Annotated in this window: 12 protein-coding genes; 5 read left to right on the top strand and 7 right to left on the bottom strand. The window is 66.8% G+C overall.

Annotated elements, in window-relative coordinates; genetic code table 11:
- Positions 1 to 2: 2 nt before the first annotated feature.
- The 3 genes from ACWIBS_RS08615 to dctP all read left to right on the top strand — a co-directional run bounded on the left by ACWIBS_RS08615 (position 3) and on the right by dctP (position 3021).
- Positions 3 to 1280, top strand: a complete 1278-nt coding sequence (locus ACWIBS_RS08615) for a TRAP transporter large permease (RefSeq protein WP_376129013.1) — start codon at positions 3 to 5, stop codon at positions 1278 to 1280.
- A gap of 31 nt (positions 1281 to 1311) precedes the next feature.
- On the top strand, positions 1312 to 1761 hold the full coding sequence (locus tag ACWIBS_RS08610; RefSeq protein ID WP_376129015.1) for a type II 3-dehydroquinate dehydratase: 450 nt from the start codon (positions 1312 to 1314) through the stop codon (positions 1759 to 1761).
- A gap of 201 nt (positions 1762 to 1962) precedes the next feature.
- The gene (dctP, locus tag ACWIBS_RS08605) at positions 1963 to 3021 is read left to right on the top strand and encodes a TRAP transporter substrate-binding protein DctP (RefSeq protein WP_376129016.1); all 1059 of its coding nucleotides are present in this window, start codon (positions 1963 to 1965) and stop codon (positions 3019 to 3021) included.
- Positions 3022 to 3083: 62 nt separating this feature from the next.
- On the opposite strand, the gene ACWIBS_RS08600 is transcribed toward dctP, so the two are convergent.
- Together ACWIBS_RS08600 and ACWIBS_RS08595 are read right to left on the bottom strand one after the other, a co-directional pair.
- Positions 3084 to 3851 (bottom strand): IclR family transcriptional regulator, encoded by a 768-nt coding sequence (locus ACWIBS_RS08600; protein WP_376129018.1) that lies wholly within the window; start codon positions 3849 to 3851, stop codon positions 3084 to 3086.
- A gap of 3 nt (positions 3852 to 3854) precedes the next feature.
- Positions 3855 to 4610 carry an IclR family transcriptional regulator gene (locus ACWIBS_RS08595; protein ID WP_376129020.1) on the bottom strand — a complete coding sequence of 252 codons (756 nt, stop codon included), beginning with the start codon at positions 4608 to 4610 and terminating at the stop codon, positions 3855 to 3857.
- Between the two features lie 115 nt (positions 4611 to 4725).
- Here ACWIBS_RS08595 and ACWIBS_RS08590 point away from each other — a divergent pair, with 115 nt between their 5' ends.
- Positions 4726 to 5622 carry a shikimate dehydrogenase gene (locus ACWIBS_RS08590; protein ID WP_376129021.1) on the top strand — a complete coding sequence of 299 codons (897 nt, stop codon included), beginning with the start codon at positions 4726 to 4728 and terminating at the stop codon, positions 5620 to 5622.
- On the top strand, positions 5603 to 6268 hold the full coding sequence (locus tag ACWIBS_RS08585; RefSeq protein WP_454136802.1) for a TetR/AcrR family transcriptional regulator: 666 nt from the start codon (positions 5603 to 5605) through the stop codon (positions 6266 to 6268). The genes ACWIBS_RS08590 and ACWIBS_RS08585 overlap by 20 nt, the downstream gene beginning before the upstream one ends.
- Positions 6269 to 6279: 11 nt before the next feature.
- On the opposite strand, the gene ACWIBS_RS08580 is transcribed toward ACWIBS_RS08585, so the two are convergent.
- The 5 genes from ACWIBS_RS08580 to ACWIBS_RS08560 form a co-directional block, all read right to left on the bottom strand.
- Positions 6280 to 7041, bottom strand: a complete 762-nt coding sequence (locus ACWIBS_RS08580) for an IclR family transcriptional regulator (RefSeq protein ID WP_376129025.1) — start codon at positions 7039 to 7041, stop codon at positions 6280 to 6282.
- A complete protein-coding gene (locus ACWIBS_RS08575; RefSeq protein ID WP_376129027.1) occupies positions 7038 to 7781 on the bottom strand; it encodes an IclR family transcriptional regulator in 744 nt (247 codons plus the stop codon). The genes ACWIBS_RS08580 and ACWIBS_RS08575 overlap by 4 nt, the downstream gene beginning before the upstream one ends.
- Before the next feature lie 149 nt (positions 7782 to 7930).
- Positions 7931 to 9973: a ThuA domain-containing protein gene (locus ACWIBS_RS08570; protein WP_376129029.1), complete on the bottom strand. Its 2043-nt coding sequence runs from the start codon at positions 9971 to 9973 to the stop codon at positions 7931 to 7933.
- A gap of 143 nt (positions 9974 to 10116) precedes the next feature.
- Positions 10117 to 11208: a Gfo/Idh/MocA family protein gene (locus ACWIBS_RS08565; protein ID WP_376129031.1), complete on the bottom strand. Its 1092-nt coding sequence runs from the start codon at positions 11206 to 11208 to the stop codon at positions 10117 to 10119.
- Entirely contained in the window at positions 11205 to 12149 is a 945-nt protein-coding gene (locus ACWIBS_RS08560) for a YncE family protein (protein WP_376129032.1), read from the bottom strand. The genes ACWIBS_RS08565 and ACWIBS_RS08560 overlap by 4 nt, the downstream gene beginning before the upstream one ends.
- Positions 12150 to 12331 lie beyond the last annotated feature (182 nt).

Raw genomic sequence — 12331 nt, 5'->3', positions numbered from 1 at the left:
CGATGGAACTCTGGCTCTACATTCTGCTCTTCGTCGCGCTCTTGCTGCTGCGCGTCCCGGTCGCGTTCGCGATGATCGGGTCGAGCATGCTGTACTTCTACACGAACGGTCTCTCCGCCGGGTATGCCCTCTCGTCGACCGTCAACGGCATCAACAGCTTCCCCCTGCTCGCGGTCCCGCTGTTCATCTTCGTGGGGTCGATCGCCAACAATCTCGGCATCGCCACCCGGCTCTACGACCTGGCGCGCGCGCTCCTGGCGCGGCTTCCCGGCAACCTCGCCTACGTGAACCTCGGCACGGCGATCGGCTTCTCGTGGATCAGCGGCTCGGCCCTCGCCGATGCCGCATCGACGAGTAAGGTGCAGATCCCGCAGATGCTCAAGGCCGGGTATCCCTACGGGTTCTCGTCAGGTCTGACCGCATCGGCGTCGCTCATGAGCACGATCATGCCGCCCAGCATCCCGGCCGTGCTCTTCGCCGCGACGGCATCGATCTCGACGGGGGCGCTGTTCGCCGGCTCGATCATCCCGGCCGTGCTCATGGCCCTCGGGTTCGCCATCTACATCTTCATCTGGGTGCGCCTGCACCCCAAGATCGCCGTGAAGAGCACGTTCGACGGCAAGCTGCTCGGCAAGGCGGCCGTTCGTGTCATCGGGCCCGCGATGCTGCCGGTCATCATCCTCGGCGGAATCTTCAGCGGAATGTTCACACCGACCGAGAGCGCAGGCATCGCGTGCGTCTACATGCTGCTGCTCGGTCTCATCTATCGCACACTCACGTGGCAGGTGTTCTGGAAGTCGTCGAAGGAGACGATCATCATCTCCGGCGGCATCCTTCTGATCCTGGGAGCTTCGAACCTCATGGGTCAGGTGCTCGCCCGCGAGCAGGTGTCGCGCAACCTCGGCGAGTGGCTCGTCAGCTTCACCGACAACCCGCTGGTGTTCCTGCTGATCCTCAACGTGCTGCTGATCCTGCTGGGCATCCCGCTCGAAGCCCCGCCGGTCATCCTGGTGCTCGTGCCTATCCTGATGCCCATCGTCGCCCAGTTCGGCATCGACCCCCTGCAGCTGGGCGTCGTCATGATCCTGAACCTCATGATCGGCTCTCTGACACCACCGGTCGGTGCCGTGCTGTTCGTCGTCGGGTCGATCACGCGCAGACCGATGGGCGAGCTGTTCCGCGGCGTCCTGCCGTTCCTCATCCCCCTGGGTACCGTTCTGCTCCTTCTGACGCTCTTCCCGGGCATCATCACGTTCCTGCCGTCGCTGATGGGACTGTGACCCCGCGTCGCGCCTCGGAAAGGACTCGTCGATGGCGAGAAAGCTGTTCGTCCTGAACGGCCCGAACCTCAACATGATGGGACTGCGTCAACCGGAGCTGTACGGCACGGCGACGCTCGATGATGTTCGGGCTCTCTGCGAACGGGTCACGGACGAGCTGGGATTCGACCTGTTCTTCGCCCAGTCCAATGCCGAGCACGAGCTCGTCGAATGGGTGCACGAGGCGTTTCGTCAGGACGCGGTCGTCGTCATCAACCCCGCCGGTTTCAGCTTCACGTCGATCCCGCTCTTGGATGCGCTGCGGATGCTCTCGACGCCGATCGTGGAGCTGCACATCACCAACATCCTGGCACGGGAGTACGAGCCGTCTCTGGTCTCGAAGGTGGCTCACGCGGTCCTCGCAGGAGCCGGCATCTACGGCTACGAGCTCGCGGTCCGCGCCGCCCACCGCCTGTCGGCGGACGAGGGTCTGGCGCGATGACGACGCGCGATGTTCCACTCGCCGGGACATATGTTTGTCACCGCGGTGAAGTCCGTCAGAGTCGGCACTGCCACCAACCGAACCTTGGCATTCCGGTCGAGTCGAGCAGTGCCCGAAAGTCCTTTCGTCGACCGATTGTCATGACCCGGTGACGAGTGTCTACAACCCGTACGACGACGTGCGAAGCCAGAGGAGAATCCCATGAGCACAGCCCATTCAATGCGTCGCAGCATGTTCGCAGCGACGGCGCTGGCAGCGACGGCGCTGATCGTCGCCGGTTGTTCCGGCGGCGGAACGCCGAGCGGCTCGGCCAGCGAACCCGCGGCAGACCAGGACAACCCGGTCACGCTGACCGTCGCGACGAGCCAGAACGAGCAGACGCCGAACTACTTCTGCGGAGTCGAGCTGCTCAAGGAGCGCCTCGAGGACGCTGACATCGGCTTCACCGTCGACCTCTACCCCGCGAGCCAGCTCGGCCCCGACGCCGACCGCTTCCCGCTCGTTCAAGCGGGCGACATCGACATCGATCTGCAGGGTGCGTCGGCCCTGAGCGCGACGTACGAGCCGATCGGCGTCATCGACGCGGCCTACGCGTTCAACGACATCGACCACGCTTTCCAGTGGATCGACGAAGGGTCCGACGAGCTCTTCACGAACTTCCACGACGCAACGGGCGTCCGGGTCGTGGACGGCTGGTTCTTCGGCAACCGCACGCTGACGACGAAGGACGTCGAGGTCCGCAGCCCCGACGACCTCGCCGGGGTCCCCATCCGCTTCCCCAACTCGCCGCAGTTCCTCGCGAACGCGGAAGCGCTGGGTGTCACCAACCCCGTCTCGGTCGCTGTCGAAGAGGTCTACTCGGCGCTGCAGCAGGGCATCGCGGTCGGACAGGAGAACCCGATCGTCGCGACCCACTCGTCGAGCTACGACGAGGTCCTCGACACCATCGTGCTGAACGACCACAACGCGGGCATCCACTGGCTCATCGTCAGCGACAAGACCTACGACAAGATGAACGACGAGCAGGCCGCGCTGCTCGAGCAGACCATCCACGAGATCCGCCCCGAGAACCGTGACTGCGTCGAGACGGAGACCGAAGAGATCCTCGACACCTACCGCGGCGATGACACCTACACCGTCATCGAGCGGGAGGAGATCGACATCGACGCCTTCATCACGAAGGCCGAGGAGTACTTCGAGAACCGTTACCAAGGCGACAACCTCACCGCCTACCAGGCCATCCGCGACATGGCGGGCTGACACGACACATCGCACGGTGATGGGGCGGGTGCATTGCGCACCCGCCCCATCACTTTTCGTCCTCAGTGCGCGGCGACCGTCGCGAGTCGGCGACTCAGCGTGAGCGCCGCGGCACGAACGGCCGGAACCACCGAATCGATGAGGAACTCGCCCGTCGGGCCGGCGACCGAGATCGCCGCCACCGGGATCCCGGCCGCACCGAGCACGGGACTGGCCGTGCCGGTCACCCCGGGCACGTACTCTTCATGATCGGTCGCTGCACCGCGGTGGCGAACACCTGCCAAGTCACGCAGGAGCGTCGGCTCGTCGGTGATCGTCTGCGGCGTCCGCGGCTCGAACCCCGCCGCGACGACGCGTGAGACGACGTCTCGCCGCGAGACGGCGAGGACGGCTTTACCCATCGCGGTGGCGTACGCGGGAAGGCGTGCGCCCACCCGCAGCGGGGGCGGCAACGTCATCGATGCTCCCGGCAGAACGGCGATGACGACGACGTCCGCGCCATCGAGGACACCGAGGTTCACCGTCTGGCCCGTGACGTCCCGCAGCTCTCGCAGGACCGGAAGCGCCTGCCGGCGCAGCACGCGCGGCTGCTGCACCGTCTGCCCGAGCTCGAACAGCCGGACCCCGAGGTAGAGCTTGTCGCCGTCACGGTCCAAGAACCGCTGCTCGACGAGGTCGGCGGCGATCCGCGACACCGTGGACTTCGGCAGCCCCGCCCGACGTGCGAGCTCTGAGACTCCCAATCCCTCATCGTGCTCGCCGAACGCGTCGAGCACCGCCGACAGCCGGTCGAGCACGCTGACAGAGGCGGTCCAGTCGGCTGTGCGCACGGTCTACGCCGCCGCCAGACGCCGGGCGATGGAGGTGCCGGCGGCGCGGATGAGCGGCGCCGCCTGTTCCGGGTCCATCGATCCACTCGGACCGGCGATCGACACGGCGCCGATGACCGCGTGGCCTGTCGACAGCACCGGACTGGCGACGGCCGTGATTCCGGGGTAGGACATCTGAGCGTCCACCGCCACCACCGCGGTGCGCACGTGCGCGAGCTCATCGCGGAAGACCTCGGCGTCGACGTCGCCCAGCGTCGCGCTGATCCGGTCGAGGACCGCGACGTCTCCGCAGAAGGCGAGATACGCCTTTCCACTGGCGGTCGTGAGAGCGGGCGAGCGCATTCCGGCGCGTGTGGGGAGCATGGACAGCTGTCCCGCCACCGCGATCGACACCATGTCGGTGCCCTGCTGAACCCACAACCCGACACGTTCACCGGTCGTGGTGCTCAAACGGCGCAGAACGGGCGCGGCGGCGTTGATCAGTCGCCGCGGCAGGTTCGCTCGCGATCCCAGCTCGAACAGGCGCAGTCCCAGTGTGACGCCGGCATCGGTGCGCTCGAGATATCTGTGATCGGCGAGATCGGCGACCAGTCGCGACACCGTCGATTTCGGAAGTCCCGTGCGACCCGCGATATCGGTGATCGAGATCGAGCCATCGCCGTCTTTGACGGCGTCGAGGATCGCGAAGATCCGGTCGAGCACGGCGACGGGCGCCGTGACGGCGCTGGGAGTGGTGTTCCATTCGGCGAGACTCGACATCGAGCGTCCCCTTCTACGCAGTTGAATCATCGGTGATTCTCCTCGCCTCTCGAATGTACTAATCAGTACGTTTGGGCACAAGGGCTCGTCCCGGTACACACAACGGAGGCGCGGAATGCGTTACCTGATCGGCCTCATCGGCGAGGGCATCTCGGCCTCCCTGACCCCGAGAATGCACGAAGCCGAGGGCAGCCTTCTCGGCTTCGACTACGAATATCGCGTCTTCGATGTGCTGAACCCTGCGTACATCGATGAGAACCTCGGCGGACTGCTCTCCGCCGCGCGCGCCCAGGGATTCTCGGCCGTCAACATCACGCACCCGTTCAAGCAGCGGGTGCTCGCCCTGGTCGATCACCTCGACGAGCATGCGGCGGCGCTCCAGGCCGTCAATCTCGTCGTCTTCGATGAGGGCCGCCTCGTGGGTTACAACACCGACTGGAGAGGCTTCGGCTTCGGTCTCGAGACCGGGCTTCCCGGCGCATCTCTGAACCGTGTCGTACAGGTCGGCTGCGGCGGCGCGGGGGCCGCAACCGCATACTCCCTGCTCGCCCGCGGCGCCGCGCGAGTGGACCTGCACGACGCCGACCCTCGACGGGCCGAGGATCTCGCCCGACGTCTGGGTGCGCATTACAGCGAGCAGCAGGTCTCCGCTCTTGCCTCGGACGACCTGGCGGCGGCGCTCTCCTCCGCCAGCGGCGTCGTGCATGCGACTCCCATGGGCATGGTGCATCATCCCGGTGTAGCCGTCGATCTCGACGCGCTCGGGTCAGGCGCGTGGGTATCCGACATCGTCTATCGTCCCTTGGAGACTGAATTGCTTCGACAGGCGCGGCGTCGGGGTCACCCGACGATCGATGGCGGTCGAATGGCCGTCGGGCAGGCATACGTCAGCCTTCAGATCATCACCGGCGCCGAGCCTGACATCGACCGGATGCAACGCCACTTCCGCGCCCTCGTGAGGGCCGAAGAACAGTCAGGAGGAGCCGGCTTCGATGATCGATCAGACAGGTGAGGCGAAGTCTGCGGTCACAACGACTCGGGCCGTGCGTGCGCGCGCAGACATCCTGCGGGCCGCGACGTCGGAATTCGCCTCCAAGGGGTACACCGGCGCACGTGTCGACGAGATCGCGGAGCGCACGCGCACGACGAAGCGGATGATCTACTACTACTTCGGGTCGAAGGAGGGCCTGTATGTCGAGGTGCTCGAGCAGGTCTACGCGCAGATCCGCCGCGTCGAGAAGGGTGTCGACATCGACCGCCTCGCTCCCGACGAGGCTCTGCGCGCCATCGCAGAGGTCACCTACGACCACCACACGACGCATCGCGAGTTCATCCAGCTCGTGAGCATCGAGAACATCCACCGCGCAGAGCACCTCGCCCGGTCGAGCACGATCCTGCGCGAGAACAAGACGGCGATCACCCTGCTCGAGCAGGTGATCGGTCGCGGGGTGCGCGAGGGGATCTTCCGCGACGATGTCGATGCGATCGACGTGCACATGATGATCAGCGCCTACGCGTGCTTCCACGTCGCCAACCGGCACACGTTCAACGCCGTCTTCCAGCGCGACATGCTGGATCCCGCACTGCAGGAGTCGCATCGACGCCTCATCGGCGACATGATCGTCGCAACCATGACATCACGCCGCGAGATGCCCTGACGCTCGCGCGATCAGCGCGGCGGCGCTGAGAGGCGGCGGCAGAGGGCCGCTGCCGCCCCTCTCAGGACAGGTGCGATGCCCTCGATGTCGAACTCGTCGGCGAGTCCCGACACCGAAAGCGCCGCCGCAAGCCTCCCCGGAGCAGTGAACACGGGAACCGCGATGCCGGCGGCATCCGAAGCGAACTCGCGCTGCTCGATCGCGAGCGCACCGGCGCGAATGTCGGTCAGCTGCCGACGCAGCCTCGCGTCGTCGGTGATCGTGTACGGCGTCAGTGACGCCAGCCCGGCGGCGAACGCATCCTCGACGACCTGCGGGGGCGCATACGCCAGAACGGCCTTGCCGAGGGCCGTGGCATGCAGGGGCAGTCGCACTCCCATTCCGACGCGCGAGAGTGCGTCGGTGCGTCCGCGCACCGCTGCGACGCACACGAGTTCCCGTCCGTCGGGAATCGCGAGGTGGACGTTCTCGCGCGTCTTGTCGCGCAGCTGCACCAGGATCGGCAACGCGACCATTCGCAGTTCCCGCGGTTCGCGGGCGAGCTGTCCCAGCTCGAACACGCGCAGACCCAGATGAATGCGCCGCCCATCACGTTCGAGGTAGCGCTGCTGCACGAGCGTCGCGACGAGGCGTGACACGGTCGATTTCGGGAGTCCTGACCGGCGGGCGAGGTCGGACAGCGCGATGCCACGGTCATCATGGTCGAACGCCTGCAGGATCTGGGTCATCCGATCGAGGACACTCACGGTGTCGTCGGCGGATGGGCCCGTCATCCTCCCGCCAGCGATGCCAGCCGGCGGGTGAGCACGAGCGCTGCGTGCCGCACGAGGGGGGCGATGCGCTCGAGGTTCATGTCGTTCACGGGTCCGGCCGCCGAAATGGCCGCGACGGGCAGACGGTCGGGTGAGAGGACGGGGCTGGCGATCCCGACGACGCCGGGGAACGTTTCGCAGTGGTCGACGGCGATCGCATCGGATCGGATGCTCGGAAACTCCCGCTCGAGACTGTGGCGTCGTCGCACGTCCAGATCGACCATGACCTGGGTCAGGGACAGGTCATCTTCAGAGAACGCCAGCACGGCCTTTCCGAGCGCCGTCGTCGCCGAAGGCACGCGCACGCCCGCCCGGGACGGTGCCGGAACGAGGCGTCCCCTCACCGAGATCACCGAGAGCATGTCGCAGCCCTCGTGCACGGCGACATTCAGGTGCTCGCCCGTCGCGTTGTAGAGCTCGGCCAGAACCGGCATCGCCGCCCTGCTGAGTCGACGCGGTGTGAGCGCCTGGGCGCCGAGCTCGAACAGCCGCAGGCCGATCTCGACCTTCCCGCCATCGCGAGTGAGGTACCGCTGGCGCACGAGATCACCGACGAGACGCGACACCGTCGATTTCGGGATGCCTGTCGTCATTGCGAGCCGGGTGATGGTGCTGGAGCCCTCTGCCTCGCGCACGGCGTTGAGAATTGCGAGGATGCGATCAAGCACCGACACGCGCTCGCCTCCGGGAGCGGAACGCATGTCTGAAGTATCCGCCGGGGCTGGAGACCAGGCAAGGCGCGTCCGCTCGAGCATCGGAATGTTCCCGCTGAGTGGGACGCACGAAGGTCCGGGCAGTCACCAGACCTGCCCGGACCTCCGTGTGCGTCAGCGGACGAGCCGCATCACCGTCACGCGGTGCAGAAGGGCTTGACGCCCATCGTGCTTTCGATGCCCGCGACGACGTGCTGCTTGAAGAACTCGTCACCGGCCAGTTCCGCATCCGTCCACGCGGCGACATCGTGTCCCAGCGTCGTCAGCCACGACTTCGCACCGTCGTAGTACTGGCACCAGCTGACGGGGTGGAAGTCGCCGTGACCGTTGCCCCGCACCTCACTGGTGTCCCGGTCGACCTTCAGGAGGAAGTTCACGTTCGTCGGGAACGGGTCGAGGTTGTACCACTCGTCCTTGAACGCCCAGGTGGCCGGCATGAACGACGTCGACACGTCGCGGTTGTTGAGCACCTCGACCGTTCCGTCACGGTTCGGCCCGTGGTTGCGGAAGTTCGCGTTGCCGAGGAGTCCCTCGTAGTAGGGCCAGTCGTACTCCGCACCGAAGGCGTTGTGGATGCCGACGAAGCCGCCGCCGCCGTTGAGGTAGGCCGTGAGCTGGGCCTGAGCGGCGTCGTTGAACGTGTCGCGGTTTCCGCTGAGGTTGATCACCGTGTGATACCGCTCGAGGTCCTTGAACTCCGCCAGATCCTCGGTGTAGTCCACCGCGATCCCCCGCTCTTCGACCCACGACTTCAACGCGGCCTGCGCCACGTTGTTGGCAGCCAGCGGCGGGTTCAGGCCTGCCGGCAGTGCCGTGCCGAGGTGCGCGTGACGGGGACCGGCGGTGCGGCTCCAGATCAGGACGCGCTTCTGCTCGCCCTCGGTCCAGCCATTTCCGCCCTCACTGTTGAAGCACTCGACATCGGTGCCGCGGCACACGCCGTAGTAACCCTCGTAGGGCGTCGTCGTCGTCGCGGTGAACGCTTCACCGTCGCGCTCCCCCGTCGAGGTGGCCGTCACCGTGCCCGCGAGCAGCGGCAGCGACCGCGAGTTGAACGACACCGACACCGTCTGGCCGGGCTTGACGTTCGTGAACGTCTTCTTGCCGAACTCGTTCGTCGAGGTGTTGGTGGAGTTCGCGGCGGAGAGGTTGATCGTCACGGGAACGTCGGAGGGGTTGCGAACCGACGCCGACACGTACACGTTCTTGCCGAGCACGCGTTCGGTCGTCGTCACTTCGGGCTCGTCCGAGGCCGGGGCGCAGAAGTCCGACACGCCCATCGTGCTCTCGATGCCCGCGACGACGTGCTGCTTGAAGAACTCGTCACCGACGAGTTCCGCATCCGTCCAGGCGGCGACATCGTGACCCAGCGTCGTGAGCCACGACTTCGACCCGTCGTAGTACTGGCACCAGCTGACGGGGTGGAAGTCACTGTGACCGGCGTCGCGCACCTGGCTCGTGGCCTTGTCGACCTTGAGCAGGAAGTTCACGTTCGTCGGGAACGGAGTGAGGTTATACCACTCGTCTTTGAACTCCCAGGTCTCCGGCATGAACGAGGTCGACACGTCCTTGTCGTTGACGACCTCGACCGTGCCGTTGCGGTTCGGACCGTGGTTGGAGAAGTTCGCGTTGCCGAGGAGTCCCTCGTAGTAGGGCCAGTCGTACTCCGCGCCGAAGGCGTTGTGGATGCCGACGAAGCCGCCGCCCCCGTTGAGGTACGCGGTCAGTTCGTCCTGAGCGGCGGGGTTGAACGTGTCGCGGTTGCCGCTGAGGTTGATGACCGTGTGGTACCGCTCGAGGTCCTTGAACTCCGCCAGATCCTCGGTGTAGTCCACCGCGATCCCACGCTCCTCGACCCATGACTTCAGGGCAGCCTGCGCGACGTTGTTCGCGCCCAGCGGCGGGTTCAGCCCCGGGGGCAGCGCCGTACCCAGGTGTGCGTGACGGGGACCGGCAGTGCGGCTCCAGATCAGGACCCGCTTCTGCTCACCCTCGACCCACCCATTGCCGCCGTCGGTGTTGAAGCACTCGGGATCGATGCCACGACACACCCCGTAATAGGGGTCGACGGCAGGCTCAGACGAGGGACCGCTCGCCGCCGCCGCTCCGCCGGTCAATAGACCGGCCCCGAGGGTCGCCGCAGCGAGAAGCGCGACCCCCGAGAGTTTGAGGGATTTCATGTGATCTCCTTTGATCGATCGGGCTGACGCCTCGGGCGCGTCCTGCGCTGGGCCCAGGCTCGACGCGAGAGTATGACGCGCCGCGCGAGGCTGGCAAAGGTCGTTCCACCCAGTAAGCCGACGGGATGCGTCGTCCCCGGCGTTCAGGCTCCCGCGTGTGCCCGCCGGCGATCCGCACGGAATCGCTCGAGATCGACGACTTGGCGCGTCGTGGCCGAATGGTGCACGGCTTCGATCAGCGCGAGGGTGCGCGCGGCATCCTTGGCCGAGACGAGGGGCTCCGCGACTCCGTGCGCGACGTCGATGAAGTGGTCGAGCTGCGCGTCGAAGGTGTTCTTCGGCTCGACGGGGAGGAACGTGCGCGACAGCGGAGAGTGCCAGTTCGGTGAGACGTCCGCTCCGTACGAGTACTGCGCGAGATCGGGCACCGACAAGGCTCCGGTCGTTCCTGTGACGCGATATGCCACACCGCCGGGCAGGAAGGGGAACTGCTTCGACTCCTCGGTGGACTGATCCCAACCCCACGGAGAGACGCCGGCATCCGTCGCGAGGAAACTGCCGAGCGCGCCGTTCTCGAATCGCACGGTCACCGAGGCGGAGTCCTCCACGTCGAGTCCGCGTGTCGCCGAGCTCAGCATCGCGTGCACCTCGACGATCTCGCCGCACACGTGACGCAGCAGGTCGAGATCATGCACGAGGTTGATGAACGTGACGCCCGCGCCGGGGCGGCGGTGCCATTCGATGTCGGTGAAGTACTCGTCTTCCTTCCGGGCCGCCCACATCCCGCTCACCCCGACGAGGTCGCCGACGGCCCCGCCCCTCAGAGCATCGCGGGCACGGGTGATGGCCGGATGATGCCGACGGTGGTGGCCGACGAGGAGCCGTGCCTGGGTACGTTCGACCGCCTCGATCAGGCGGAGCGACTCGACATAGCTCGTCGCGACAGGCTTCTCGAGCAGAACGGCCGCTCCCCGCTCGATGCACGCGATGGCGGAGTCGACGTGGAACCGGTTCGGAGTGACGAGGATGACGGCCTCGACATCGGCGTTGCCGAGCAGTCCCTCGAGATCGCGGTAGGCCGCGCATCCGACGTCATCGAGGTCGGCGACCGGATCGGCGACCGCGACGAGCTCTGCCCGCTGCGAGCGGCGCACGAAGTCGATGTGCTGGCGGCCCATGAATCCGACCCCCGCAATGCCGATGCGCAGGGGAGATGGTGGGGTCGTTGTGCTCATGGCAGCTCCTCTATCCAGCAGATTCCGTCAGGGTTGCGACCGACGGCGATCTCGCGCGTCACCTCACCCCGGTCCAGGTCGACTTCGACGACGACGTCGTCGTGCTGACAGGCCGAGTAGGCACGGCGAGTGTGCGGGTCGAGCACGACCATCTGGGGACCTCGCGGCACGGCGACAACGCGCTCGATCTGGCCGGAGACGGGGTCGAGCACCGCGATCGCGTTGTCCCGCCGCAGCGCGATGACGATCGCTCCGCTCTTCGTCATCGCGGCGCCGAACCCGATTCCCGGCAGGTCGATCCAGTCGCGCACTTCGGCCGACGCGGTGTCGACGACCGCGAGACGCGGACGGTGCTGGTCGGCACTGTATGCGGTGCACCCGTCGGGCGAGAGCACGATGCGGTTGATGCGTTCGGCGACCGGAACGACGGCGCGCAGCCTGCGATTCTCGAGATCGAGGATGCTGATGCTTCCGGGTTCGACGTTGGCCGTGCACCCGATCGTGGAATCGGCCGAGAGCGCGAGCATGTGAGCTTGCGGTGCGCCCGTCGGGATGCGGTCCCTGACCGCGAGGGTGTCTGCGTCGAGGGCGAGCACCTCGTTGCCGGTCTCGGCCGTGACGTACAGTGTCGAGCCGGCGAACTGCGGACAGTGCGGGCGCACGGGCGCACCGAGGTCGACCGCGGCCACGCGCGTGCGCGCGGCGAGGTCGATGACGTCGACGGTTCGACCATCGGTGCCCGCTACGCCGACACCCGCGTTGCCGTAGATCGGGACCACCGCCCGGCGGCCGTCGGGAGCGACGGCGACTTCGTGCCCCGTCGTCCCGCTGAGTGGAACAGCGGCGACCATCCGCTCCGAGGACAGGTCGACGAACCCCAGGGTCTCGTCGTCTTTGTTGACGACGAGGATGGCACCGGCGCGCGGGGAGGAACTGCTCATCGCCGCGGAATCACGCGGGTACGATCGGCGCGCCGGCGGGTGGAGCGACGTCTCATGGCACTCGTCCTCTCGAGCTCGGGGGTGCTCCGCACGATAGCGCCGCAGCCACCCCTACCCGCGCCGCGGCAGGCGAGCGGCGTGTCCGGCATCCTCGCGAAGCGTCCGCCGCTGCGCCCCGTGAC

The organism is Microbacterium sp. NPDC055442, assembly GCF_053644215.1.
This window is presented reverse-complemented; position numbering and strand designations above follow the sequence as displayed.